Genomic DNA, 25,714 nt, shown 5'->3' on the forward strand with positions numbered 1-25,714 from the left:
TCTTCTCTAGGACCAGCAGAACATCCTTAATGAGGATTTTAGCTCTGTTCTGGGTGAGGATGTATCGGATCGACCCAATAGACCGTTTCTGGATTTTCGATAGGTTCCACGTCTGTGATGTTCACGACAACTGCTTCGTTGTCAGATCGAACCAAAACGCATTCCAGCACATTGTCCGGATCGGCATTAATCTCCTGATGGGGAACATAGGGTGGTACAAAAATAAAATCGCCTGGCCCGGCTTCAGCAACATACTCTAGTCGATCTCCCCAGCGCATCCGCGCTTTTCCTCGCAGAACAAAAATGACACTTTCCAACGCTCCATGGTGATGGACACCCGTTTTGGCATTGGGTTCGATTGCAACCGTCCCCGCCCAGATTTTCTGCGCACCAACACGTGCATGATTGATTGCGGCTTGACGGAACATCCCTGGGGTTTGTGCGGTGTTGGGGTCTAGCTGTTCACCTTTTATCACGCGTACCCCGTCATGCTTCCATCGATCTTTATGTTCCTGATGATGATCGTTGCTCATGACACACTCCCTTCCACGCGAGGGGAAAACAAACCTATCGACCGACATGGTCCGACAGTAAATACCTTGAGTCAAGGAGCGGCATCCAAAGATTGATCTAATACTAAAGGGGAGATGATCAGTTTTCCGCTTGATCGCACAGAAGAGCTAGGCAATATGGTTTCTGGGCTGGGACGATATGAATTTTCAATTTTGTGGCGAAACCCGATCATTGGTCGGCGAAATCACTGAAGCATTTTTACCTTACGCAGAAGCGGCTGTTTTAAGGCTTCAGACCTTATATCCCGACGTCAGTTTCTCGCTGGATGGCGATAAAATAACCGTTCGAGAAATCTATGAGCAATCTGTTGCAGTTTTTCGAAGCGCCATCGTCCATCAGATTTATCGCGAGAAGATTCTCGTCGAAACGCTTTCGTTGCGGAAATCCTTGTTGTCAGCGGTCATAAAATGACAGAGGTCTGGCCGCTTAAGTTCAAAGATACGGATAAGGAATATCTATTCTCGGACGACGCGGGGGGCTTCTTCCGGTCAGATGCCAAGTTCCTAGATCGCTATGCGAATGGCGAGCTCGTTGAACGCGACTTGAAGTTTTTAAAGTCGAATGGCCACGCATTTGAAGAACAGAACGACCTTGCCTGGACTTCATTTGCTTACAGATGGTCGCGACGCCAGGCGGCTGCGGGTGAGCTGACGTATCTGATCCTGGTTCCCACACTGCGCTGCAATCTGACTTGCGGCTATTGCCAGGTTTCTCGCGTTTCGGAGACGGCAAAGGGATTCGACTGGAACAGCGAAACCCTTGACGCTGTACTCCAGTTTCTGAACCAACTTTCAACCAGGTCGATCAAGATCGAGTTTCAGGGTGGAGAGCCACTGCTCCGGTTGGATATCCTTGAAAAGGTGAGGGCGTTTTGCAGACAACGTTTCGAGTGTGCTCAGTTTGTCGTTTGCACGAACCTGCAAAATTTGTCTGAGCGCGAATGGTCCTTTCTGGTAGATGACGACACTTTTATAAGCACGTCCGTCGACGGAGATCGTAGAACTCACGAACGGCAAAGAACGCATGAGGCTTCAAAAACGGACGCGTTCTTCAGGAATCTGAACGAGGCAGTTCGTCGCTTTCCAGAAGGCAAGATTTCGGCATTACCTACCATTGATGTCGATAATCCTCCTGATCTGGAAGCTTTGATCACGAATTTTGAACAGTTCGGCATTCGGTCAATTTACCTGCGCCCCATAAATTATCAGGGATTTGCCCGGAAACTGAAGCAGCGCGGTGACGTACTTCAACGCTGGAATACTCTTTATAACGATTTCATTGATCGCCTGGTCCAGCGCAATTTCGAAACTGGATCGGTTTTGGAAGAATACTATTTCAGCCAGTGTCTGAAGCGTATCCTTCGCAACGGATCAGATCAGCATGTGGATCTTCGAAATCCAAACTTCTTCGCGTCAGACTATCTGGTCATTGATCATGATGGCGTGTTTTATCCAACCGACGAAGCCCGAATGCTGTCACGTATCGGTCGGATTGATCTCAGCATAGGTGACCTCTCGTCAGGCTTGGATTCCACAAAGATTGCCGCTCTTAACGCCTCGTCGCTGAACAATTTCGACCCGGATTGCATTCATTGCGTTTATCAACCTTTCTGCGGGACCGATGTCGTAGATGACCTTTCGCGCTATGGTCGCATTGACGTTCCTCGGCACGAAACGTGGTTCTGTGGTCGCCACACAGCCATTTTCGATAAGGCATTCGAATTTTTATATAGCAATGACGAAGCAATTCGGTTCTCTGTCGCACATTGGCTCGGTATCGCCGATTGGAGCCCTCAGATGGTTGAGGTGCACACATGATACCGCTCCGTATCAAAGCAATGTCAGATGCGTCGGAGCCCTTTGTTGTTAGGCTATGGGCAGATCGACCGTTGGACGAGCCGTGGGTCGACGAAGCTTTCGAAGCAAATCTCGTGGCAGATTCGGATGGCAAAAGCATCTTCGAAGGCAAGGCAGGCCAAATAACAATCTCGGGAATTTCGCCTTCCGATGTCAATGGCGATGTGCTCCTTGTCAATCCGAGAAAGGGGGTCGCTGATCGTCTTGTTCGCAGGAACTCGCCTCATAATACATTCGTAATTACCGAGCGATGTGACCAGCTTTGCGTGATGTGTTCTCAGCCCCCGAAACAGCATCATGTGGATCTGTTTCCATACTTCGAAGCCGCAGCATTGTTGGCTCCGCGCAATGCGGTACTCGGATTGTCGGGTGGTGAGCCAACTCTCTACAAGGCTCAGCTTTTCGGACTTCTCGGCCGTGTAATGCAACAGCGGCCCGATATCAGCTTTCACATTCTGACAAATGCTCAGCATTTTGCTAACGAGGATCTATCCGCTCTAAGCCAGATTGATCTCAGTCGTGTAATTTGGGGCGTCCCTCTTTATTCAGCAGATTCTTGCGTGCATGACGAGATCGTCGGCAAAGCTGGGGCTTACGAGCACTTGCAGAAAAATCTGGCGCTGATGGCACGTGCTGGATGTCGGATCGAACTCAGAACCGTGCTGATGCGCCCGAACGCAGAGCACCTGCCGGAACTGGCGAGATTCATTACAACGATGCTGCCCTTTATTGACGTTTGGGCCATCATGCAGATGGAAAACATTGGTTACGGCAGGAAAAATTGGGACGCGCTATTCTTCGACAGTTCTGATCAATTTATGGGACTAGCTACGGCATTGAACATCGTCCAAAGTCGAGGGCTGGAAGCAAAATTATACAATTTTCCACTCTGCACTGTGCCAGTGGCTTACAGATCGCTGGCTCCGGCTACGATCTCGGACTGGAAGAAGACTTTTCTAGAGGAATGTGATGGATGTTCGATGAAGGAAGCTTGTGGGGGCTTCTTTGAATGGCATCCGCGTAATCACGGTTACAGGGCGTTGGGGGTATTATGAAAAAGAAGGTATTCGCAATTCCATCTTTGCTGGCCGCTGGGTTCTTGCCAGCGGAAGCGGTGGCAATGCCACCAAAGCCGTCCATAGATGACGGAGGAAGCTCGAAATCTCTATTCGATGTTTTCAGGATGGACCACGACTACACTCTGGCTGGCCACAGAAGCCACAGTTCACACCGGTCACATAGCAGTCACCGTTCCTCAACCGGCGGCTATTCCTATCGAGCGCCTTCTTACAGTGCGCCTTCCCGGAGTTATGCGGCACCGCTTTATAATCCGCCTGTTAACACTGCCCCTGCGCCGTCGCCCCAATATTATCCATCAGCGCCATCTGGATCGGGTGCGACAGGTGGCACAGCCATGCCGCTAAAGACGCTCCCTGGCAATAGCGACAAGTTCAAGGAAGTCGTGAAACAGGTCCAGCTCGCCATGCTCGCATACGGTTACTACAGCGGTGACATCGATGGGCTTCTGGGACCAACAATGAAAACAGGGTTGCAAAGGCTTCAAGGCGATTATGGATTGAAGGTTACGGGAACAATCACGCCTGAAACCCTTGACGCTCTTCGTATTTCAGCCAGATAAAGTGAGTAATGGTAATGGGTTCATGGCAATTGGCTCGTTTCCTGATAGCAAATGTTATCGCCATACTTTCGCTTGCGACATTCGCACGTGCGGAAATAGCTGTTGAACGTGTACCACTTGATGATGGACCACCGGCATTGGTCTTGAAAGGCGAGTTCTCTACCAACGACGATCCAAGTGTGTTTGCTCGCGAAGTTGGCGCTACTGGTGCCAAGATTGTCTCGTTCTCAAGTGGAGGGGGCAATATTATTTCCGCGATGGCATACGGTCGAATGATCCGATCCCTTGGTCTATCGACAATGCAACCTCGTTCCATGGAATGCTCGTCTGCATGTGCACTTGCGTTTGTGGGTGGTATCAACCGGCACGCGGAACCTGGTGCAATAGGTGTCCATCAGTCATCGTTTGCTCCTGAACATACACTGGACGGGCAAAGTGCGGTGGCTGCTGTCCAAAGGGTTACAGCGCACATCATTACCTATCTAGTCGAAATGGGCATCGATCCAAGGCTTCTGCAGCTCAGTCTGTCGGTACCGAGCACGGATATGCGCTATCTGACCGCGACTGAGATGCAAGACTTCAAAGTAACAACGAGCGGTGAAGCCACTGCGGCATCGACACCCTCTGTGGTGACAACACCTCAGACCGTCCAGTCGCCGTCAGTTGCGGAGAGCACTCCGCAGAATGACACGAGAGAAGATAGAGCACGCGCTTTTCTGACGAGCTATTATGAAACTTGGTCGCAATCAAACAGCCAGTCAATGAACTTCGCGGAAAGCGCGTATGCTGACTTTGTTACATTTTACGACAAGGTCCAGACCAAATCGTTCATCGTTGATGAAAAGCGCAAGTTTGTTGAGCGTTGGCCCGAACGGGCCTATAGCCCGAAAGCCGACACGGTTAAAGTTAGCTGCACGGATAATTGCCAGATCACAGGTGTCGTCGAATGGTTTGCGCGAAGCTTCTCTGGCAAGACCTCGTCTGGAGATGCCGAATTTGCGTTCGGTTGGGATCCACGCACGAATAGGATCGTCTCTGAATCGGGGAAGGTCATAACACTCGACAAAAACGTATTCGAACCCACCCGGATAATTTCGCAGTGGCAAACAGAAAATCAGTTATGCCGGGGTGGATCCGGGGACTCTCCTGAAACACATAAAGCTTGCGGACGACGAGATAAGCTGGATGCCAAACTCACTTCTGTTGGCTGGTGTTATGGGCGTCCGAGCGAATATGGCTACCAGATGAACTGGCATCAATGCGAAGGACGCCAATCGTCGGCTTCGAATTCTGTTCAGGCCAATGCTACCCGTGTAAGTGCTCCAGATCCCCGCGCATATCCTGTCGAAGCACGGTTCTCCGGCAAAACGAAGATGCCGGACTTCAAGGGACGCGATATGGATTTCAATTCGTTTCGAACTCGAATTCGCAATGGTCTCAAAGACGGACCCAATTTTGCGGGGCACTATTCGTTGATTCAGTTTGGCTGTGGGACCGGCTGCTCGGCGGTGATTGTGAGTGATAGTAATACTGGTCGTCCAATGGGCTTTCCACGCGGTGGCGAAGACAACTTGTATTTGTCGCTGATGTTTCGGCGCGATAGTCGCCTCATTGCGGCGCAATGGGCTGATACCGAACGTGACAAGTGTGTGATTGAGTTTTTCGATTTCAAGGGACGGGCTTGGAAGCCATTAAACCGTTACGACGTTGGGGCTGTCGACGCGTGTTATCGGGAGATAGGTCAAAATCTTCAATAGGTTTACAGCACAGCACATACGAGCAAGCGATCTGGGGGAATAGTTGCCATTTTATATTAGAAAATCGGTTTCTGCGGGGCCATTTCGTTTCAATTTTTCAAAGGGCGGTGTCGGCGTTTCTGTAGGCGTTAAAGGCCTCCGGATAGGAACAGGTCCGCGCGGTCATTACATTCATGCTGGAGCTGGGGGACTATATTATCGTGCTACGTTGGGTAATGCTGGTCGCAAGCGATCTTCGCAAGACCTAACGCCAAGTGAACGGCCTCCGGTCGCTACCTATTTCGACACTGATGTCACTATGGTTGAGATCGAGTCTGGCGACGTCATGCATATGCGTGACGAATCCTTTGAAAATTTGCTCAACGAAATCAATTCCAAGTTTACGCAATCGCGAATGTCCACCACTTTGGCTTGGATTTTGGGCGGCGTTGGGTTCGTGGCAGGTCTGGCGCTCGGGGGAGGGACTGCGCTTTTGTTCAGCCTATTGGCACTCCCTGGATGGGCGATAGGTACGTGGCTTGATTCATACCGACGTACCACGGTGCTTTATTATGATCTCGAAGGGGAGGCGGAGAGGGGCTATAGGCGTCTAACTGAGGGATTTGATGCTCTTTGTGGTTGCGCCGCAAAATGGCACATCGAGGCTGGCGGCGCAGTGCAAGGGCTTACCGCTTGGAAACGAAACGCAGGCGCGAGCCATCTCGTTAACAGGAAAGCGACCGCACTCTTATATAAGCTGCCTTCAATTATTAATAGCAACATAACTCCGCCTGCGCTTCATGTCGGTAGGCAGGTTATGTACTTCATGCCCGATGTCGTTCTGGTCCAAGATAGAAATCGGTTCGGTGCCGTGCAGTATGCTGATCTGAATTTGCGATGGCAGCCTTCAAGGTTTATCGAAACCGAACGTGTACCGAGCGATGCAACGGTTGTCGGCCATACCTGGAAGTACCCCAATAAAAACGGCGGACCAGACCGTCGCTTTAACGACAACAGACAAATTCCGATCTGCCTTTACGAATCCGTTCACTTCAAGAGCAAAAGTGGTATCAATGAGCTAGTCGAGTTTTCAAAAACAGGTCTCATTGAGCAGTTTGCCGAGGGCTGTAGTCTGCTGGCGGAGCTACCTCGCGGTCGTAAAACCGTTGCCCCCCCTGCAATTGAAGATGACGTGCGCAGCGCGATTGCGCCCGACGACCCTGCGATCAAGCGCAATCATTTCAGGACTATTGCGTATGTCTTGATAGGACTGGTTGCTAGCTTTTTTGTGCTGCGTTTTTTCGAATTCGGCAGCAGCCAACCGGACACAAATTCTGTCAGTCGCACGACAAGTGAATCTTCACCTTCCTTGGGACAGAGGTCTGAGCCTAACATCTCGTCTCCTCAAGAGGTGGATATGGCACCACAATTGCTGCCCAATAAAAATCCGGAAACGCTCCCTACTAACGCTCCTGCAGGTATCTCGGTAAAAACTGACACCGAAACAGAAAAAGCTTCAAGACGTTATACGAAGACGGCAGTCAATCTGAGGAAAGGTCCTGGGACGACTTTTGATGTATTGAGAGTCATTCCGAAGGATGCTGAGGTTTCTGTGTTGGAAATAAAGGGAAGATGGAGCCGCGTGCAGATTGATAATCAAAATATCGGATGGATAGCGAATTCGACCTTGTTGGATCGCTAATTATATCTGTACTGACGCTTTGGGATGCAGTCAGTCGTCGCCGTAAGAAGGCTTACATTTTCTACCAACCCGACTGGGTCGACTATCGCCGAGGCTAGTATTCCACTCTGATAGGCTCCTGTGTCCAGTGCTATTCTGTTTGAATAAACTTCCGGCCTACGCGATGCAGTAACCGTATGACCATGAACAATGAATTTCTCATGTGCATCCGTATGGTTGAGAAACTCATCTCTGATCCAGCGTAAGTCTTTTTCTCGTTGTTCGTTCAAAGAGACGTTCGGTCGGACGCCTGCATGGACAAACACAAAGTTTCCGTCGACGATAAGGTTCTCGGCTTGTCGCATCATTGCTACATGATGAGGAAAATGTTTGTTGAATTCCTCGGCCAAGTGCGTGACGTCTCTGCAATCGAGAAGGCCATATGACGCTAGCGTCTCGAAACCGCCTTTACCTAACCAGTGGTCCAGCACACGTTCACTCTCTTGGCTGCAATCGAGGACCCGTAGGAAGAATTCCTCGTGGTTGCCCAATATCAGGCGGCTATCCGGGGAAGCGTTAAGCGTTGCATGTACCAAGTCCATCGCCCTCCTGCTATCAGGTCCGCGATCAATGATGTCTCCTAAAAAGATAATGCGATACTCGACCGCTCGCTGATCAACATCAGTCTGAATTTGATCCAGCATCTTTTCCAGCAAATCTGCACGCCCGTGCACATCGCCGATGGCGTAAGTAATCCTGCTCGATTCCATTGGCTTTCCTTGGCTCATCGACGCTGTGTTTTCGGCAGTTTTCGCCATTCCCATGGCACAATGAAATCACCTTGCCAAAGGCCTGAAGAGGCTCGCATAGCAATGTCTTGCACGCCCTCGTATGCTCCCTTGGAATAAACTGGCCAATCCAATGCGAGACCGTTCTCGACCAACCATGCAGCGATGTCTTGGCCTTGGCTTGTTTGGCACGTCGCAACGGTTCGGCCGTACCGATCTCGATTCACTGGCAAACAAGTGACAGGCTGTGCTTCCTGAATGAATGCATCGAGTTTTAAGGCCGCTTGCTGTCCGCAACGATATAACTTGCCTTCCGCATTCTTACAGGTCTGCGTGCTTTCTGGGGCGTCAATCCCGCTAAGTCGAATGCGTGCACCATGTATTTCGATTGTGTCACCGTCGATCACCGAGGCTCTTCCAGTGATTTCAGCGCCATGAGCGGCTACAGCGCCTACACTGAGAAGCGCCGTCAATATCATTCGAACCATACGACTGCTACTTTCTAGTGCACAGTCGCTTGGATTTACTGATTGAGCCGTCCTGACAGAGAAACTTGCCATCGGCGGTACAACGCGCAACGCCGCCTTTCTTTCCAGAACATGGTGTATTGCGTGCATCCGCGAAACTGGAAAACGACAGAGCCGCAATCAGGATCGCGACGAAAGCTAAATATTTTTGCATTTTGCCCCCACGTAAAAATCGCCTCTCTAAAACAGGTCGGCGCTTAGAAACTTAAACATTTCAGAACTGACGCCCTAAATCCTTGCCAAGTGGTAGCCTTCAAGAACGATCCAGAAACTAAACAATTGATGCGACGTTGAGTGCGCCTGCTTCTTCCGCAATTGGGGCAGAAGCAGGCGCGGAGTTTCTTCGGTCTTAAATTGTCTTGAGTGTGAGAAGCCCATCTCGTTCCTCAAGTATATTGGCTTTTTTCAAATAGCCAATTCTCGCTTGGATATGCTCCCTCAATTGACCACTTGTTGATTTGAACCCAAGCGCTCGGGAAATCGCATTGATTGCTTCATCAGGCGTTGCACCGAAACTCGCCTCGACCAATTGTCGAAGTCCCTGATCAATTTCCATTGGAGGAAGCATATCGAGGCGGCGCAAACTGAGCGAGGTAACTTCACTTCGATCACGAAGCTTGATTTCTCCATTTGGCCATAGCAGGAATTCGCCTTCGATGTTGATGTGCTTGTTTCGGGCGGCCGCCAATATTGCCACGGTTACGTGGCTGTTGATGCGCTGGCCTGCTCTTTGTAATCCCCACGCGCTTCTGAGCCGAGTGACGAGTTCGTCTTGATGAAGAGGGCCTTCGACCTCCACAATTTCCTTAATGTGTTCAACCAGAATGCCGATAGGCGTTTCATGAAGTTCAACATGGATCACTGGCGTGATTGACGCTTCCTTATAAAGGGGAGTTGCGTTTTCGATCACATCCTTCGGCAGTAGCCCGATTTCAGTCACGTAATCACGATCAATGGTGATGATCTCCACATTGACTGCTTTGCGCTTCTTCTCTGTGTCACCTTCGAGTTCAAGTGTATTGGCCTTCGCACGTTCTATCGCGGTGATCAGCTTTTCGAGCTCAGCATTTGGGCGTTGAAACCAATCGGTGCTCCATATGCGATGAATATTCCAGCCATGCGCTTCAAGAACAGCTTGTCGCAAACGATCACGGTCGCGAGCAGAACGAGAGTCATGATATGCGGCACCGTCGCATTCAATACCGAGCAAATACCGCCCAGGAACGGCGTCATCGGCGACCGCAAGATCAATAAAGAACCCCGCAATACCCACCTGCGGATGGACCTGATAGCCACGCTCAGTCAATGCCGCAGCGACCTGTTCTTCAAAGACGCTGTCCATCTCGCGTTCAGTACGCTTGGAAAGCGATAGCCGTCCGGTTCTTGCAAAATGAAGGAAGAGCTTGAATGCAGCTACGCCTTTGCCTCGGGCGCGCTCCAAATCGATGTCCTCATCGGTTATGGACGCGTAGACTTCACAGCGTTGCTTGGCGCGACTAATCAAAACATTCAAACGTCGTTCACCACCCTCTGCTCCAAGTGGGCCGAACCTCATCCCCATGTACCCTTGGGCATTGCGGGCGTAGGCCACTGAAATGAAGATGACATCACGTTCGTCACCCTGAACGTTTTCGAGGTTCTTGATGAAGAACGGTTCTGTTGGATGCGAATGAAAGAAGGCTTCAGTTTCAGGGTTAAGCCGACGCAGGATTTCAAGCTGGTCCTGTATTTCCCTACGTTGCTTGATCGAAAAAGCAGCAACACCCAATGACAGGTTAGGGTTCTCAAGAGCATGTTTGATGATAGCTTTGGCCACGGCCTTGGCTTCGGTTTTGTTTACGCCTTCTTCAAAGGTGCCACCTGGAACTTGATGGAATCGGAGCCCCATTCCAGCTTCGTGCGTATACGGACTGGGAACGATAAACAGCTTGTTTTCGTAAAACTCGCTGTTTGAAACTGCAATGAGTGACTGGTGACGGCTACGATAATGCCATCTCAACATTTTCTCGGGCAGACCACGCGCAGAAAACAGACCGAGAATGCTCTCGATATCTGAAACCTGTGCGCCTTCAAGTTCGTCGTCCTCCGAGCCGCTTGAAGTCATCTTCGAGAAGAAGCGCGTTGGCGGCAACTGTCTTTCGTCGCCCACAACAACCACCTGCCGAGCTCTGGCAACAGCGCCAATGGCGTCAACAGGTTGTATCTGACTGGCTTCGTCCATAACGAGCAAATCGAAGGTGAGTTGTGCAGGTGGCAGAAACTGTGCAATGGACAGCGGGCTCATCATAAAGACTGGCTTCAGCGCTTGAATTGCCGGAGCGGCCCTTGTCATCAGCTGACGAATTGGCATGTGACCACGGCGACGAGCCATTTCAGATCTAAGTACACCCACGGGACCAACACCGCTCTTGCCCGGAATACGTTTATGGTGTGAACGAACGACTTCCAGTCGCGACAGTCCCATCCTATCCATGTCAAGGCGCGCGAATTCATTTACCAGCCTTCCGTGAACCTCGCCGTCGAAACGAGCTAACTCCGGATCGTGTCTATGTTGATCACGTAGGATGGCTTCGTAAAATGCCATCTCAAAATATGACATTACGCCGTCTGGAGTGACACGACCGTCTTCCAGACGTTCAACAATTAGTTCTGCGCCTGCATCATTTGCGGCATTGGCGCGATTACGGTAGGCGGTCCATTTGGACAGCTGTTCCCGTGAGGTCAACCAATCTTGCAACCGCTCCTGCAATTCGGAGCAGAGAACTTCCTCAACCCTGTTGGCTCCAAAAAGTGTTTCCGGATCGGTCTGTAGGTAATCAAGGATCGCTGAGAATTCGCCGACCCAGGTACCGGCATCGTCAAGCGTCGCTCCCGTTTTTCTGGCCAGGTCTCCCCGATCAGCTATTGTCGCAGCTAAAGGACGTATGTCTGCATTTTGCTGAACCCAATCGACCAGAATAGAGAGTGCATCCCAATCGGATCCAATGCCTTCCCAACGTTGACCAAATGCTGAAGCTAAAAGCGTTCCCTGACTGTCCACCTTTGCTTTCAGATCAAGGGCGAGGCCTAACACTTGGAAAATTTTCGAACGTTCGCCTGCTGTCGCCAGATCGCGCTTAAGGAGCGTCTTGGCTTCCTGCTCGGCTTGGCCGAGCTCATCCACCAATCTCAGGACTTGCGATAAATGTGCATCTTCTGCTCCGGTAGCGCCAGGGAAAAGAATCTGCGTCTTATCAGACAGTTCCAGCCAGAGAGCATGAGTCAGTCTGCGGGCTTCTTCCAAGATGCCTTGTACTTGTTCCGCACCGGTACCAACTGCGGCTTTGTTCGAAAGGCGGCTTGCGATTTGCCGCGCCTCAGTGCTGACACCGCGCAGGCTACGCATCCAAAGCACCAGATCTTCAAGCGGCTTCGGGTCTGTCTTCTCACCTCGCCAGTCCGCTCCAAAGGCGGAACGGCCAAGAGCATCTCCGTCTCGTATAGTGGCTCTGGCCTGCTTGCCCTTTTGAAGCAAGTCGAGAATACGCAACGTTTCGTCGACGGAAGGCTCACCAACCAATACCGTTTTAAGCAATGATCGGGCAGAACGCCAATCTCCACTCAGGAATTTGAGCATTCGCTTTCCGTGAACCGCCAAAGCGGTTCTCGCCGCAACGAGATCGACTTCCCAGGCGTGATCAGTAACCTTCCCCGTGAGTTCTGATCGAGCGTTTTGTAGTGTGGCTACGGCTTCAGCAAGATCACCGGCCTGATCGAGCCCTCGTTCCCAAATAGCTGCAACAAACGCGTCCGGACTTGCGTCTGGGGCATTTGCCACGCGTTGGCCGATTACGACCATCCGCTCAATCGAAGCCAATGATCCTATATCGTCTACCCCGAGCAATGCTTGCAATGATCGCACCGCTGTCAGCAATCGCGGTAGAAGGGTTCTTAATTGTTCAACGGTCGTAAAAGCTGCATCTGAGAAATTTGCAGGTACTCGTGAGAACTGCGAAACGAGTCCTGCAGGCTCATATTCCCAAGCTTCCGATGTTAAGATTTCATTAATTCTTTCAGCAACATTCGCTAACTTCTTACCATCTTGAACCAAGGAAGCGATGTCGGTGATTGAATTCGCCCATGCATCATTTGAAAGGGCTTCATTCGTAATAGTATCGGGACAGCTAGCGAGTCGGTCTGCAAGCTTCTTGCAGTTCTGATAATCTTGAAGATCGACGACATCCGCATGCTGAAGCGCCGTCGTCGTTTTTTGCATCCTTTCGAGCAATTCCGCGAATGCTGTGCTGGAGTTCTGGATGCGTACGGCTAGTCGTTCAAGATCGAGAGGTGAGATGCCCGTTATACCGACACCACGCCAAGGATGTTGAGAAGGCAGTCCAATGTCGCGAATGCGTTCCGCGAGCTCCATAAGCAATTTTGACACTTCGTCACGATGACCTGGTGTCCACTCTACCGCGTTATGAAGCTCTATATCTGACGGTGCCATACCTTCTCGACGAAGCCGAGACAAATGGCCGATGACCGTATATGCTGAAAGTCGATATGGCTCATACAGGCGGTGAAGCCTCTTGGGATGATCGTTCAGCCTGTCACGAAGATCGAGCAGGACATTATCTATCGCGCCATCGAAATTTCCTCGTGGCGAACCTAGATCCCAAGTTTTTTGGAGGTCGTGAAGTACGGCTTTCTTGTTCGCTTTATTGCTGTGCAACTCAAGGCAGGCTTCGCCGACACCAGCGGCGTCCAGGCGGCGTTTCACCACCTCCAGCGCCGCCATCTTTTCAGCTACAAACAGTACCGTTTTCCCATCAGCAACTGCCGAGGCAATAATATTGGCAATCGTCTGCGACTTCCCTGTTCCGGGAGGCCCTTGAATCACAAGGTTTTTACCTCGTTTGACCTCATGAATTGCCGCTGACTGCGAGCTGTCGGCATCGACGATATGGGTCATCTCAGATGGCTGGATGACGGAATCAATATTAGCGTCGTCAGAAATCAGGTCGTCATCGCGTTCAAACCCATCCGAGACAAGAGATCTAATAAGAGGCGTATCTGTAAACTTGGCGTGCACGGGCCAAAGAGAAGGATCGAGATCCCGATACATCAGAAATTTGGCGAATGAAAAGAAGCCAAGAACGATGTCGTCAGGCTGTACTGACCAATCCGGCTTAACCGCGATACAAGAGGCAATTCTCTGCGCGTAATCTTCAAACGAAAAATCGTCTGTTGCCTCGAACTCGGGCATTTTGATCGAATGGACACGATCAAGTAGGGCTTCCAAGGACAGATTGGATGAGAAATCTTCTTGCCGTGCCCGGAGCTTAAAGCGTTCACCGGCGGTTCCGCGTTCCAATATGACCGGCACCAATATCAATGGAGCATATCGTGTATTCTCTTTATTGTTGGGGTCGATCCATTTCAGCGTTCCGAGACCAAGAAATAGAATATTGACGCCTTGCTCTTCTTCGAGTGTGCGTGCGTCGAAATAGAGGTCCAGCAGACGTTTCTGCAAAGCATTCGGCGTCATCTTGGTCTGTAGCTTGGTATCACCGTGCCGGACCAGCTTGCCTTGTTCATCGCGCTCGTCATCATCCGGCAGTGCAAGCTCTATAAGCTCCTCGCCATCAGCATCTTCTCCGGTCTTCTCGCGTCCTTTCGCGCCTGCAAGGAAGGTCATTGCCTTCCCTTCGGTCACGAGAATACGAAATACTTCAGCCGCTTTTTCATCGATGATATCGACAGTCTTCGCGCTCTTTGAAAAACGCGGCACGTTCAACAAGCGATTTCGAGCTGAAAGATCTAAAAGCTCTGTTCGAGCTCGTTCGATCTTGTCTTCGACCGATAAACTACCTGAAAAAGCGGAATTTTCGACCGAGTTGGTCGATTCCGAACGCTGCTGATCCATGATTTAACCCACCCAATTATCAGCAATAAATGGAACAATCATGAGCAGGAGTCTAGTTGGATTTTTGTTGCGGCAGCCGTTTGGGTTCTCCCAGTCGAATTTGAAAAGATGTGACGAACCAAAATATATTTCAGCTAGCGATGCTGTTGCGCTCCTCTCACCTGAGATACTTATCGCAGAATCGAATGAATAAACGTTTTTTATTTAGAAGTAACTCCCAAGATGAAAAACTAATATAATTATATCATACGAAACCCATTTCTCTAAAATAAGGATCAGATTTTAAAGACGGGTGCGTGGCGAGCATTTTGGGAAAAATTTTGTTAGCATTTCGGTTCTTCTTGACAGATAATAACTGAAGAACTTTTGGAAAATAAATACTTTGCGGAAATGTAGGGTTTTGGGCCGCGAGATAGGATTTCTGGCTCAAAGTTAATTTAGTTGTTTGTGACAAATTGTAGAAATAAGAATAAACTGTTTCTGTGTCTTCATTTCTTAGATCCCTAATAATCTTTGTATAATCGCTCCACATGATTCCTGTATGTATGAACTTAGGGGTGAAGGATGCAGCCGCTCGTGAAAGCCAGAAACTGGATCGAATCCTGCTCATGTTATTTTTCAGTATTTCTAGATTGCTGGCTTTGTCTTGGAATTTTAAAGAGATATAAAATGCAGAATGGAGTTGTACTTCGGACAAACTAGATAATATATTTACAAAATCGGCCACATTTTGATCGAATTTTTTACTTCTTCTAAATCTAGAATGTAATATAAATGAAGACAATTCCACAACAGAAGCATCATCTATAAATAACCCATCTCTTACCCATGAAATAATTTCAGAAAAATGCGAGTTATTCCGTTTTGAGTGAGCTAAATACCGAAGAGCGGTCGATCTCATCCCTGGATCGTTCTTTATCAAATGTAAAAGATCATCATCGGGAACGGTTTCCCCGGATGAATATAATAGAGAAAAAATCCTTTTATGGATTCTAGGTCCATTCCCTCCAACAAATCTAGATCGGCTGCCGGGGCTGTGCGTAGACGTTCTGTCTAGCCATCGAGTATACTTAGATAGCAAGACTGGTCCGATCTTAGTTGCCCACTTTGCCTTAGTCGATGCCGATTCAAGCGTAGAAAGTTGAATATTTTCTGAAATGCGAAAATGGTCAAATGCTTCCATTTGGGATAAGATTTTTGTTTTCGAAGAATTCAATCTCAACTGGCGGGATTGTAGAGTTAAATCAATATCTCTTACTATCTTCTTTGCTTGTGCTGTGCTCTCGACGCCAATATCCATGTCGTCCATAAAGCGAGCGTAATTCAGCTTAGCATAGTCCTCACAAACTTTATCAACTTCGTAAAGCATTGCGTTCGCTAACACTCGTGTTGCAGTTGTCTCGATCTGCGGCATACCGATCTGTGTTAGCGGCATAAAGTCCGGTGTCCAAGTCAAGCGATTCAAAAGGTAGATTAGAAGATCTAAAACGCATTCTCTTACGCTAGAGAGCGAGGAGATAATATTTCTCAAATGTTGAAAATTAATAAAATCGTAAAAATTCGCAACGTCTGTAATTACCAGATATTTATTTTCTGAAGCGAAGCCAAAAACCTTCTTTTGAAATCGCTTCCAACTTGCATATGATCCGTATTGAAAATCAGATTGTTGGAATCCTTTTACAAAACTTCCATCGTCTGGTTCAAAAAACGCGGATTTGCTGGGAGAGTTGCTTTTTAGTTCGAAATAGAAACTGCGAGATAAACGTTCTAGGACCAAAAGGTCGCGCGGGTGTATTAGTGTCATCTGGCGACATAGGCCGACCGATTTTTCAACCAAGAATCTCTTTGCAGGTTTTACTTGGTACGTGCCGCTAGTGATATCCAAGCGTATGCCGTCAATAATGTTATCTAAATCTTCATCGTAATCGCGATATTCTATTGGATCAAATATTATTTGCTTCCTTATTTGATACTTAACCCTCTTTTTCCATTCTTCTTTCAAGATTGATCTTGTGAAGGTATCGTCGAGTTGCTTTTTGACGAAGGCAAATTTAGGCGACTGCAATTTGAATGTCCCATCCCACAGAATTAAAGGGATCATATCTATACGTTTTAAAAGTACAAGTCAGATAGACGCCAAGGAATACCTCCTTGAGCACGGGTTAACGAAAACCCTAGCGATTCAAACGGTCAACGAGCAAGTTTTACCCGACAACACGCCCCGAGCGATGTTGATCGATACAATTCGATACAAGCTATATCAACTAGATGCCAAGCACAGTTTGACTATCGTCGATCCATTTCTGTTCCCAAATGGGGCCGATCCAGATTACGAAAGTGATCTTTTTCATCTTCTCGCCCCCTGCCTTCAGAAATGCAGCCAACTGACCATTGTTGCAGGCCCGAAAACGCACACTCCTTTTCGGGTTCACATCGAAAATTGGATTCGCAGCCAGTCATCCATCAATCTAACCGTTAAACTAGTCGACGAGTTTCACGACAGATATTTGATTGCAGACGACAAGAGAGGACTATTTCTCGGCACTTCCCTGAATGGGGTCGGCAAAAAGTATGCGCTTGTCGACTTTCTTCAGGATCAGGATGGCCGCCAATATCGCGCAGCGGGTCGCAGCGATTCCGTAAGGGAATAGGAGAGGAATTCGATGGGTTGCATTTCAAAATTTGCTTATGCAACACTTCTGGGGCTGGTAGTCAGCCTTGCATCTGGTGTTGCCCTCAGTCAGGAAGATGAAGAGATCGAAGGGACAGTCGTTGACCTTGGCGAAGACTCGCCCGCCCTGCATTTTCCAATCGGGATGTCGGGCAAGCAGGTCCTCGTGGTTCCTGCGTTCGAAGACTATGCCTTCATGTTGGAAGACGCGTGTAATGCCATGAAGTTGACAGTCGAGGATGGCTGCAACATTCTGCCTATGAATGCGGATCTTGGCGGGAACGCCATCGCGACCATTCTGGATGGTAGCCAGGTGATCATTTACGACCGCCAGATGTCACCTGAAGCTGGCTACGATGGGGCGATGGCCATCATCGCACACGAGCTGGGTCACCATTATTGTGGCCATCTCGGCAAAAAGGCTGACCCCTCGCAGGAACTTGAAGCTGACCGTTTTTCAGGCGCTGCAATGCGGCGCTCTAATATGCCTCTGGAATCGGCACTAGCGATGGCAAAACTGATGGACGAGCGGCCATCTCGAACTCACCCTGCGAGAGCAGATCGGGTCGAGGCTTTCAAATCAGGCTGGAACGACCCCGAATCCGCCGAAGCCTGCAGGAAGAGCTGATGTGCGGTCGCTACACCCTTTATCACCGTGGTCCGAGATACACCGTCTTTATAATATGAGATTGACCACTGACCAGGCACGCAATACGCGGCCTCGTTACAATACTTGCTCAACGCAAAATGTCCTCTTCGTCACTCACACTGACGACAGGATGAGATTACGAGAAGGAAGGCGGGGCCTCGTTCGGTTCTGTGCCAAGGAACTTGGCAAGTTCTCGACATTCAATGCGATGTCGGAAGAAGCCAATGTTCCGAGAGGTCTTCAAAAGCAAGCGCTGCCTGATGCCGGCTGATGGCTGTTACGGATGCACGAAGAACACAGAAGATGGTGGTCGTGACCCTTGGGATATCCGTCTGCCAGAGCATTCGCTGTTATTCTCAATCCGGACGTTTATGAGCAATGGACTGATCCCGCTAAGTCAGTGCCACATGCCAAGAAATTGCTGAAACAGAAGCGGGATGGCAATTTCCAGATCTATTGGGTCGACCGCCAGATTAACTCAAACAGATGGTCTGGCGACGAAACGGCTATCCGGCCGATTTAATTGGGCAAGCTCACTTCAGGGCAAGCTTTTTTAAACTCAGCATTCGTGAGTGCTGTCGTTTTCCCAACTCTGTCCAGGATATCCTTTGTCCACGTGTCGAAGTCCTGCTTTACGTTATTGTCTGCGATAGATGGCCACGCCTTGGTGTCACCCAACTCAACCCATTGCATAGGCACATTCTGATCCAGCAGATACAAGATGCCAATGCGAGCGTTTAGAAGTTTGTCGAAGTTCCCTTTATCGTCAGAACTGTAATCGAAATAGATCTGGTTCTGATCAACCTCGCCATTCAAATTGAACGTATGTGATTGGCGATTGGCATCTGTAACAACGAACATAAAACGCTTTTTTGCTATTTTCTGCTGCCCATACAAAGCTGGAAGATCGAACCGATACGGAACGAAAATTGTCAGATACGATTTGGCGTTAGTCTTGGAACATCGAAACATTAGAAGATTGCGATTAGGGATTTTTGCACTGGTATCGACAGTGTATTTCCGGAAAATACTAAAACCATCAGGGTCTTGACCCTCTAAGTGATACCAATTGTTGGTGATCGCCAGACGCTCTTCACGCTTCTTTTCAGGTGCGTTTTTGGAGTCGCTGTTTGTGCTCTGGGCTTCACCAGTCTTTATAGAACTACAGGCCTGAAACTTGCCGCCTTCTGGATTCGAGGGGTAAATCCGGATACCATCCTGCTCTTTCACGATGAGTTCACGCGGCGTTGTGACCTCCGGGTCCATGTCGTTCCCACCACACTCATAATCGAGAATTACAGCATCGATATTTTTGATTTTTTGTTGCTTTGTAATCTTGCAGTTTATCTCCCAGCCTTTCAATGATTTGGCCGTAAATGTACGGATGCTGTCATTATCCTCACAGGTTCCACTGCTTTCTTTTATGAAGGTGTTTTGCCACCATTCATTGGCTACGCTCACACTCGCTGAGTTGGCGAGCAACGCTCCAGCCAATGCAAAGCTGAAATACCTGTTCATGATCCCCCACATTCCGCCTTGCAGGAAGGCGTCGGTATGCCCCTGCATGAAACCTCACTCCATGACCTTGCCAAATATAGCAAAATTGCTGAGCGCGTTCGACTAATTCCTTGTCTGAGTTTAATACAAAGAATGTCCGACAGCTGGAAGCATTTGCCCGGATTGCAATGGCTTTGGTTTCAAACTTCGAAAGCCAAAAATAGACTTCCACATCATGTCCGTCAGCTCGTCGAATGTTATGATGGTAGATGACGGCGGAGCGATTTTGGGCGAGGGCATTTGCCTTATGGAATGTAATAGATTTGCCGATTTTTGCCTTCGAGTGAGCAAGCCGTCATCAGGATCGGCTATCCGCAAAGGGGCCCAATTCGCCTACTTCTTGTCTAAACTAGATTCGCTATCGCCTAGGATTTTTTGGCCAGTATTGCCGCTTAAGGGATTGTTCCGCATTATAACTGCTTTTCCATTCGTCGGGCGAATTCGCGAAATGGACAAATCAAATGCATCGAAATGACTATACCAAGGCGCAGGGGGACAAACCAAGGCGGCATTTACATCCACCAATCCCATTTTACGCCATACGCCTGCACGCAAAATTTTGACGTTTACGGAAACGTCAAACTACGCTAGTTTCGAGTCCGAACTGGTCGGCTGCGACCCGAGAACGGGTTAAGGCTGGCCAGAATGCTGCAAAAATGGCAGTTTTCGAGTGAGAACGGTCCTTTTGTTGCAGCATGCAGGTTGTCACGGCGTTTTGCCGGTTAAGCAGACAGCATGCATGAAACGCGGTTTGGAGCTGGTATCCGTTTGTCACGGGCTGGCTCAGGTGATGAATTTGGAGGATTTTGATGCCGAGCTATCGCGCGCCCGTTGAAGATACGAATTTCGTGCTCAACGACGTTCTGAACTATCAGCGTTACAACAATCTGCCGGGCTTTGCCGACGCGTCGCCCGACGTGGTCGAGGCAATCCTGTCGGAAGGTGCAAAGCTCGCTGAAGGCACCCTGTTCCCTGTCAATCACAGCGGCGACCGCGAAGGCTGCAAGCGCGCTGCCGATGGCAGCGTCACCGCGCCGAAGGGCTTCAAGGAAGCCTTCGATCTTTACCGCGAGGGCGGCTGGCTCGGTCTCGCCGTGCCGGAGCAATATGGCGGCCAGGGCCTGCCTTATCTGCTGCACACCGCCGTCGGCGAATATATGTCCTCGGCCAATATGGCGCTCACCATGTATCCCGGTCTGACGCAGGGCGCGATTGCCGCGATCCTCGCCCATGGCACCGATGAGCAGAAGGACACCTATCTGCCGAAGATGGTGGAAGGCACCTGGACCGGCACGATGAACCTGACCGAACCGCATTGCGGCACGGATTTGGGTCTCCTGCGCACCAGCGCGGCGCCGCAGGGCGACGGCTCCTACAAGATTTCCGGCCAGAAGATTTTCATCTCGGCTGGCGAACATGACATGTCGGAAAACATCATCCATCTGGTGCTGGCCCGTATCGACGGCGCGCCGGAAGGTGTGAAGGGCATTTCGCTGTTCATCGTGCCGAAGTTCATTCTCGATGAAAACGGCAATCCGGGTACGCGCAACGGTGTTTCCTGCGGTTCCATCGAGGAAAAGATGGGCATTCACGGCAATGCCACCTGCGTCATGAACTATGACGATGCGACCGGCTATCTGATCGGCGAGGCGCATAAGGGCCTGCGCGCCATGTTCACCATGATGAACGAAGCGCGTCTCGGCGTGGCGCTGCAGGGGCTTTCGATTGCCGAAACCGCCTATCAGAATGCCGCGATCTATGCCCGCGAGCGTATTCAGGGCCGCGCCCTTTCCGGAGCGAAAGAGCCGGAAAAGAAGGCCGACCCGATTATCGTGCATCCGGATATCCGTCGCAACCTGATGACGATCCGCGCTTTCAACGAAGCAGGCCGCGCGCTCATCCTGTGGACGGCGCTGAATTCCGATATTGCGCATCGTTCCGGCGACGAGGCCGAGCGTCAGGCCGCCGATGATCTGGTCGGCTTGTTGACGCCGGTGCTGAAAGGCGTTCTGACCGACAAGGGTTTTGAACATGCCGTCATGGCGCAGCAGGTGTTCGGCGGTCACGGCTATATTGAAGAACACGGCATGAGCCAGTATGTGCGCGATGCGCGCATTGCGATGATCTATGAGGGTGCGAACGGCATTCAGGCGCTCGATCTGGTCGGTCGCAAGCTGGCGCTGAATGGCGGTCGTGCGGTCACGACCTTCTTCAAGGAAGCGGGCGAGTTCTGCGAAGCCAATCGCGACAACGAGAAGCTGTCCTTTTTCACCAAGCATCTGAAGAAGGGTCTCAACGACCTTCAGGCCGCCACCATGTGGCTGATGCAGAACGCCATGGCGAAGCCCGACAATGCCGGTGCAGCCTCCAATGACTATATGCACCTTTTCGGTTTGGTTGCGCTGGGCCTGATGTGGGGCCGCATGGCCAAGGTCGCCGAGGAAAAGCTGGCGGCAGGTGAAGGCAACAAGGCTTACCTTGAAGCCAAGCTTGTCACTGCCCGGTACTATTTCGAGCGTATCATGCCGGAAAGTGCCGCCCATCTGGCGCGCATCCAGTCGGGTGCGGATAGCATGATGGCGCTGCCTGCGGATGCGTTCTGATTTTCTGCCGATATTTTAAAGGTTAGGCCGGGTTCTTCGGACCCGGCGGGAAGGAGAAAAAATGGCTGAGGCTTATATTTACGATCACGTGCGGACGCCGCGCGGGCGCGGCAAGAAGGACGGGTCCTTGCACGAAGTGCCTGCTGTGCGTCTGGGCGCAAAGGTTCTGGAATCCCTGCGCGACCGCAACAACATCGATACCGCCAAGGTCGATGACATTATTTTTGGCTGTGTCGATCCGGTTGGCGAAGCCGGTGCCGTCATTCCGCGCTCTGCCGCTTTCGAAGCCGGTTACGACTTTAAGGCTCCGGGTATCCAGATTTCGCGCTTCTGCGCTTCCGGTCTCGATGCCATCAATCTGGCGGCTGCCAAGGTTGCTTTCGGCGCCGACGATCTGGTGATAGCGGGCGGCGTTGAAAGCATGTCGCGCGTGGGTATGGGCATGTCGGGCGGCGCGTGGTACATGGATCCATCGGTTGGCTTCCCGGGCTATTTCATGCCGCAGGGCGTTTCTGCCGATCTGATCGCTACGAAATACGGTTTCAGCCGGGACGACGTCGATGCCTATGCTGTCGAAAGCCAGAAGCGCGCCGGCAAGTCGTGGGAAAAGGGTTATTTCAAGAATTCGGTCATTTCGATCAAGGATCAGAACGGCCTGACCATTCTCGACCATGACGAGCATATGCGCCCGACGACCGACATGCAGGCGCTGGGCCAGTTGAACCCGTCCTTCGTGATGCCGGGCGAAATGGGCGGCTTCAATGCTGTCGGCATTCAGGCGCATCCGGAAATCGAAACGGTCAATCACGTTCATCATGCCGGTAATTCGTCGGGTATCGTCGATGGCGCAGCGGGCGTTCTGGTTGGCTCCAAGAAGGCTGGCAAGGCGTTCGACATCAAGCCGCGCGCCCGCATCCGCGCTTTCGCCAATATCGGCTCCGACCCGGCGCTGATGCTGACCGGCCCGGTCGATGTGACGGAAAAGCTGCTCAAGCAGGCCAAGCTGAAGATTTCGGATATCGACCTGTTCGAACTCAACGAAGCCTTCGCCGCTGTGGTGCTGCGCTATATGCAGGCTTTCGACATTCCGCACGACAAGATCAACGTCAATGGCGGCGCGATTGCCATGGGCCATCCGCTCGGCGCAACCGGCGCGATGATCCTCGGTACGGTGCTGGATGAGCTGGAACGCCGCGATCTCAACACCGCGCTGGTGACCTTATGCATCGGTGCTGGCATGGGCACGGCGACGATCATCGAGCGCGTATAAGGGCGAGGGAGGTTTTTACGAATGGCTTACACGAATTTCAAAGTTGAGACCGACGCCGACGGCATTGCCCTCGTCACCTGGGACATGCCTGAAAAGTCGATGAATGTTTTCACCGTCGAGGCGATGCAGGAACTGAACGCCATCATCGACGCGGTGGTTGCCGATGACAAGATCAAGGGCGTGGTCATCACGTCCGGCAAGGAAAGCTTCTCCGGTGGCGCCGACCTGACCATGCTGGAAGGCATGTTCAAGGCGTTCCAGAAGCAGAAGGCCAAGGACCCGCAGGGCGCGGTCCAGTCCCTGTTCGACAATGTCGGCAAGATGAGCGGCCTGTTCCGCAAGCTTGAAACCTGCGGCAAGCCATGGGTTTCGGCCATCAACGGCACCTGCATGGGCGGCGCGTTTGAAATGTCGCTCGCCTGCCATGCGCGGGTTGTGTCGGATTCTCCGGGCGTGAAGCTTGCGCTGCCTGAAGTGAAGGTCGGCCTGTTCCCGGGCGCTGGTGGAACGCAGCGCGTTCCGCGCCTAGCCAACCAGCAGGACGCGCTTCAGATGATGACGACCGGCTCCAGCCTGACGGCGCAGCGCGCCAAGGCGATGGGCCTCGTTACTGAAGTCGCCCCGGCGAAGAAGCTGGTCGAAACCGCCAAGAAGCTCATCAAGGGCGGCCTCAAGCCGGTTCAGCCTTGGGATGAAAAGGGCTTCAAGCTGCCGGGCGGCGCGATCTATTCGGCTGCCGGTGCCAACCTATGGCCTGCCGCAACCGCCATCCTGCGCCGTGAGACATCGGGCAATTATCCGGCGGCGCTGGCCATTTTGAAGTCGGTTTATGAGGGCCTTCTGGTGCCGTTCGATACCGGCCTTAAGATTGAGCAGCGCTATTTCACCGAAATCCTCCAGACAACCGAAGCGGGCATGATGATCCGTTCGCTGTTCGTGTCGTTGCAGGAACTGAACAAGGGCGCACGCCGCCCTGCGGATGAAAAGCCGACCAAGCTCAAGAAAATCGGCGTCATTGGCGCTGGTTTCATGGGGGCGGGCATTGCTTATGTGACCGCCAAGGCGGGCATTCCGGTGGTGCTGATCGACCGCGATCAGGAAGCCGCCGACAAGGGTAAGGCGCATACCGCCGATCTCGTCACCAAGGAAATGCAGAAGGGCCGCGCTACTGAGGCCGACAAGGAAAAGCTTCTGTCGCTCATCACCGCGACGCCGGACTATGCCGAACTCGACGGTGCCGATCTGGTGATCGAAGCCGTGTTCGAGGACCGTGAAGTCAAGCGTGTCGCGACCGAGAAGGCCGAGGAAGTGCTGAAGTCTTCGGCGATCTTCGCGTCCAACACTTCGACCCTGCCGATCAGCGGTCTTGCCAAGGTGTCGAAGCGTCCGAAGAACTTCATCGGCATTCACTTCTTCTCGCCGGTCGACAAGATGATGCTGGTCGAAGTGATCCTCGGAAAGAAGACCTCGGACAAGGCTCTGGCCGTCGCGCTCGATTATGTCCGTGCGATCAAGAAGACGCCGATTGTCGTCAACGACACGCGCGGCTTCTACGTCAATCGCTGCGTGCTGCGCTATATGTCGGAAGCCTACAACATGCTGGTTGAAGGCGTCCCGGCGGCCATGATCGAAAATGCCGCCCGCATGGCGGGTATGCCGGTCGGCCCGCTGGCGCTCAACGACGAAACCGCCATCGACCTGTCGCAGAAGATCCTGAAAGCCACGCTTGCCGATCTGGGCGACAAGGCCGTTGATCCGCGCCATGTCGAGCTGGTGGACAGGCTCGTCAACGAGTTCGATCGCAAGGGCCGCAAGAATGGCAAGGGATTCTACGAATACCCGGCCAAGCCTGCCAAGAAGCATCTTTGGGCTGGTCTCAAGGATCTCTATCCGCAGCAGAACCCCGACAAGATCGACGTGAACGAGCTGAAGCAACGCTTCCTCGTCACCATCGCTCTCGAAGCTGCCCGCGTGATGGAAGAAGGCATTGTCACCGATCCGCGCGAAGCCGATGTCGGCTCGATCCTCGCCTTCGGTTTCGCGCCTTATACGGGCGGTACGCTGTCCTATATCGATGGCATGGGTGCGAAGAAATTCGTCAAGCTTGCCAAGGATTTGCAGAAGAAATACGGCCAGCAGTTCAAGGCGCCGAAGCTTCTGCTCGACATGGCCGAGAATGGCGAAAGCTTCTATCAGCGTTTCAATCCCTACAAGAGCGAAACCAAAAAAGCGGCTTGATCCGTAATCTCTTAAAGTCTG

Annotated in this window: 19 protein-coding genes and 1 pseudogene; 13 read left to right on the forward strand and 7 right to left on the reverse strand. The window is 51.3% G+C overall.

Features of this window, described 5'->3' with window-relative positions; translation table 11 throughout:
• Positions 1-38: 38 nt before the first annotated feature.
• Positions 39-533: a cupin domain-containing protein gene (locus tag WIX40_RS06580; protein ID WP_339439350.1), complete on the reverse strand. Its 495-nt coding sequence runs from the start codon at positions 531-533 to the stop codon at positions 39-41.
• Positions 534-711: 178 nt separating this feature from the next.
• Here WIX40_RS06580 and WIX40_RS06585 point away from each other — a divergent pair, with 178 nt between their 5' ends.
• From WIX40_RS06585 to WIX40_RS06610, 7 genes and pseudogenes are all read left to right on the forward strand, one after another.
• Positions 712-984 carry a hypothetical protein gene (locus tag WIX40_RS06585; protein WP_155997875.1) on the forward strand — a complete coding sequence of 91 codons (273 nt, stop codon included), beginning with the start codon at positions 712-714 and terminating at the stop codon, positions 982-984.
• Complete coding sequence (hxsB, locus tag WIX40_RS06590) at positions 981-2,390, forward strand: His-Xaa-Ser system radical SAM maturase HxsB (protein ID WP_339439357.1); 1,410 nt, start codon at positions 981-983, stop codon at positions 2,388-2,390. The genes WIX40_RS06585 and hxsB overlap by 4 nt, the downstream gene beginning before the upstream one ends.
• Positions 2,387-3,484: a His-Xaa-Ser system radical SAM maturase HxsC gene (gene hxsC, locus WIX40_RS06595; protein ID WP_339439359.1), complete on the forward strand. Its 1,098-nt coding sequence runs from the start codon at positions 2,387-2,389 to the stop codon at positions 3,482-3,484. The genes hxsB and hxsC overlap by 4 nt, the downstream gene beginning before the upstream one ends.
• Positions 3,481-4,068: a His-Xaa-Ser repeat protein HxsA gene (hxsA, locus tag WIX40_RS06600; RefSeq protein ID WP_339439361.1), complete on the forward strand. Its 588-nt coding sequence runs from the start codon at positions 3,481-3,483 to the stop codon at positions 4,066-4,068. The genes hxsC and hxsA overlap by 4 nt, the downstream gene beginning before the upstream one ends.
• Positions 4,069-4,076: 8 nt before the next feature.
• The gene (locus WIX40_RS06605) at positions 4,077-5,825 is read left to right on the forward strand and encodes a COG3904 family protein (protein ID WP_339439363.1); all 1,749 of its coding nucleotides are present in this window, start codon (positions 4,077-4,079) and stop codon (positions 5,823-5,825) included.
• A gap of 43 nt (positions 5,826-5,868) precedes the next feature.
• Positions 5,869-6,015, forward strand: a pseudogene (locus tag WIX40_RS23670) (DUF4236 domain-containing protein); the annotation flags it as partial.
• A gap of 108 nt (positions 6,016-6,123) precedes the next feature.
• Positions 6,124-7,506 carry an SH3 domain-containing protein gene (locus WIX40_RS06610; RefSeq protein ID WP_339439365.1) on the forward strand — a complete coding sequence of 461 codons (1,383 nt, stop codon included), beginning with the start codon at positions 6,124-6,126 and terminating at the stop codon, positions 7,504-7,506.
• On the opposite strand, the gene WIX40_RS06615 is transcribed toward WIX40_RS06610, so the two are convergent.
• The 5 genes from WIX40_RS06615 to WIX40_RS06630 form a co-directional block, all read right to left on the reverse strand.
• Positions 7,503-8,255, reverse strand: a complete 753-nt coding sequence (locus WIX40_RS06615; RefSeq protein WP_339439367.1) for a metallophosphoesterase — start codon at positions 8,253-8,255, stop codon at positions 7,503-7,505. The genes WIX40_RS06610 and WIX40_RS06615 overlap by 4 nt on opposite strands.
• Before the next feature lie 14 nt (positions 8,256-8,269).
• Positions 8,270-8,833, reverse strand: coding sequence for a thermonuclease family protein (locus WIX40_RS06620; RefSeq protein WP_503656141.1), 564 nt, complete (start codon positions 8,831-8,833; stop codon positions 8,270-8,272).
• Positions 8,769-8,954, reverse strand: coding sequence for a YdcA family protein (locus WIX40_RS23720; protein WP_503656143.1), 186 nt, complete (start codon positions 8,952-8,954; stop codon positions 8,769-8,771). Before WIX40_RS23720 ends, WIX40_RS06620 begins: the two co-directional genes overlap by 65 nt.
• A gap of 195 nt (positions 8,955-9,149) precedes the next feature.
• Positions 9,150-14,705 (reverse strand): DUF3320 domain-containing protein, encoded by a 5,556-nt coding sequence (locus WIX40_RS06625; protein WP_339439371.1) that lies wholly within the window; start codon positions 14,703-14,705, stop codon positions 9,150-9,152.
• Positions 14,706-14,949: 244 nt separating this feature from the next.
• The gene (locus WIX40_RS06630; RefSeq protein ID WP_339439372.1) at positions 14,950-16,770 is read right to left on the reverse strand and encodes an RNA-directed DNA polymerase; all 1,821 of its coding nucleotides are present in this window, start codon (positions 16,768-16,770) and stop codon (positions 14,950-14,952) included.
• 1 nt (position 16,771) lies between these two features.
• Here WIX40_RS06630 and WIX40_RS06635 point away from each other — a divergent pair, with 1 nt between their 5' ends.
• The 3 genes from WIX40_RS06635 (at position 16,772) to WIX40_RS23675 (ending at position 18,450) form a co-directional block, all read left to right on the forward strand.
• Positions 16,772-17,356 carry a hypothetical protein gene (locus WIX40_RS06635; protein WP_339439375.1) on the forward strand — a complete coding sequence of 195 codons (585 nt, stop codon included), beginning with the start codon at positions 16,772-16,774 and terminating at the stop codon, positions 17,354-17,356.
• A 12-nt stretch (positions 17,357-17,368) separates the two neighbouring features.
• Entirely contained in the window at positions 17,369-18,004 is a 636-nt protein-coding gene (locus WIX40_RS06640) for a M48 family metalloprotease (RefSeq protein WP_339439377.1), read from the forward strand.
• Positions 18,005-18,228: 224 nt separating this feature from the next.
• A complete protein-coding gene (locus WIX40_RS23675; protein WP_503656146.1) occupies positions 18,229-18,450 on the forward strand; it encodes an SOS response-associated peptidase family protein in 222 nt (73 codons plus the stop codon).
• A 94-nt stretch (positions 18,451-18,544) separates the two neighbouring features.
• Here WIX40_RS23675 and WIX40_RS06645 read toward each other — a convergent pair whose 3' ends face one another.
• Positions 18,545-19,591, reverse strand: a complete 1,047-nt coding sequence (locus tag WIX40_RS06645) for a hypothetical protein (RefSeq protein ID WP_339439379.1) — start codon at positions 19,589-19,591, stop codon at positions 18,545-18,547.
• Between the two features lie 800 nt (positions 19,592-20,391).
• Between WIX40_RS06645 and WIX40_RS06650 the strand changes: the two genes are divergently transcribed.
• The 3 genes from WIX40_RS06650 (at position 20,392) to WIX40_RS06660 (ending at position 25,693) form a co-directional block, all read left to right on the forward strand.
• A complete protein-coding gene (locus tag WIX40_RS06650) occupies positions 20,392-22,185 on the forward strand; it encodes an acyl-CoA dehydrogenase C-terminal domain-containing protein (protein ID WP_339439381.1) in 1,794 nt (597 codons plus the stop codon).
• Between the two features lie 61 nt (positions 22,186-22,246).
• Entirely contained in the window at positions 22,247-23,455 is a 1,209-nt protein-coding gene (locus tag WIX40_RS06655) for an acetyl-CoA C-acetyltransferase (protein WP_140023984.1), read from the forward strand.
• A 21-nt stretch (positions 23,456-23,476) separates the two neighbouring features.
• A complete protein-coding gene (locus tag WIX40_RS06660) occupies positions 23,477-25,693 on the forward strand; it encodes an FAD-dependent oxidoreductase (RefSeq protein ID WP_339439383.1) in 2,217 nt (738 codons plus the stop codon).
• The last annotated feature ends 21 nt before the right edge of the window (positions 25,694-25,714 follow it).

The sequence above is a fragment of the Ochrobactrum teleogrylli genome, assembly GCF_037482325.1.
GTDB lineage: Bacteria > Pseudomonadota > Alphaproteobacteria > Rhizobiales > Rhizobiaceae > Brucella > Brucella teleogrylli.

Bases quoted from the DNA above. Each gene is read 5' to 3' on its own strand.
- WIX40_RS06585 (WP_155997875.1), top strand. From the start codon at position 712: ATGAATTTTCAATTTTGTGGCGAAACCCGATCATTGGTCGGCGAAATC.
- WIX40_RS23675 (WP_503656146.1), top strand. From the start codon at position 18,229: ATGCGATGTCGGAAGAAGCCAATGTTCCGAGAGGTCTTCAAAAGCAAG.
- WIX40_RS06660 (WP_339439383.1), top strand. From the start codon at position 23,477: ATGGCTTACACGAATTTCAAAGTTGAGACCGACGCCGACGGCATTGCC.
- hxsA (WP_339439361.1), top strand. From the start codon at position 3,481: ATGAAAAAGAAGGTATTCGCAATTCCATCTTTGCTGGCCGCTGGGTTC.
- WIX40_RS06640 (WP_339439377.1), top strand. From the start codon at position 17,369: ATGGGTTGCATTTCAAAATTTGCTTATGCAACACTTCTGGGGCTGGTA.
- WIX40_RS23720 (WP_503656143.1), bottom strand. From the start codon at position 8,954: ATGCAAAAATATTTAGCTTTCGTCGCGATCCTGATTGCGGCTCTGTCG.
- hxsC (WP_339439359.1), top strand. From the start codon at position 2,387: ATGATACCGCTCCGTATCAAAGCAATGTCAGATGCGTCGGAGCCCTTT.
- WIX40_RS06610 (WP_339439365.1), top strand. From the start codon at position 6,124: ATGGTTGAGATCGAGTCTGGCGACGTCATGCATATGCGTGACGAATCC.
- WIX40_RS06650 (WP_339439381.1), top strand. From the start codon at position 20,392: ATGCCGAGCTATCGCGCGCCCGTTGAAGATACGAATTTCGTGCTCAAC.
- WIX40_RS06655 (WP_140023984.1), top strand. From the start codon at position 22,247: ATGGCTGAGGCTTATATTTACGATCACGTGCGGACGCCGCGCGGGCGC.
- WIX40_RS06620 (WP_503656141.1), bottom strand. From the start codon at position 8,833: ATGGCAAGTTTCTCTGTCAGGACGGCTCAATCAGTAAATCCAAGCGAC.
- WIX40_RS06615 (WP_339439367.1), bottom strand. From the start codon at position 8,255: ATGGAATCGAGCAGGATTACTTACGCCATCGGCGATGTGCACGGGCGT.
- WIX40_RS06580 (WP_339439350.1), bottom strand. From the start codon at position 533: ATGAGCAACGATCATCATCAGGAACATAAAGATCGATGGAAGCATGAC.
- WIX40_RS06605 (WP_339439363.1), top strand. From the start codon at position 4,077: ATGGTAATGGGTTCATGGCAATTGGCTCGTTTCCTGATAGCAAATGTT.
- WIX40_RS06625 (WP_339439371.1), bottom strand. From the start codon at position 14,705: ATGGATCAGCAGCGTTCGGAATCGACCAACTCGGTCGAAAATTCCGCT.
- hxsB (WP_339439357.1), top strand. From the start codon at position 981: ATGACAGAGGTCTGGCCGCTTAAGTTCAAAGATACGGATAAGGAATAT.
- WIX40_RS06645 (WP_339439379.1), bottom strand. From the start codon at position 19,591: ATGCAGGGGCATACCGACGCCTTCCTGCAAGGCGGAATGTGGGGGATC.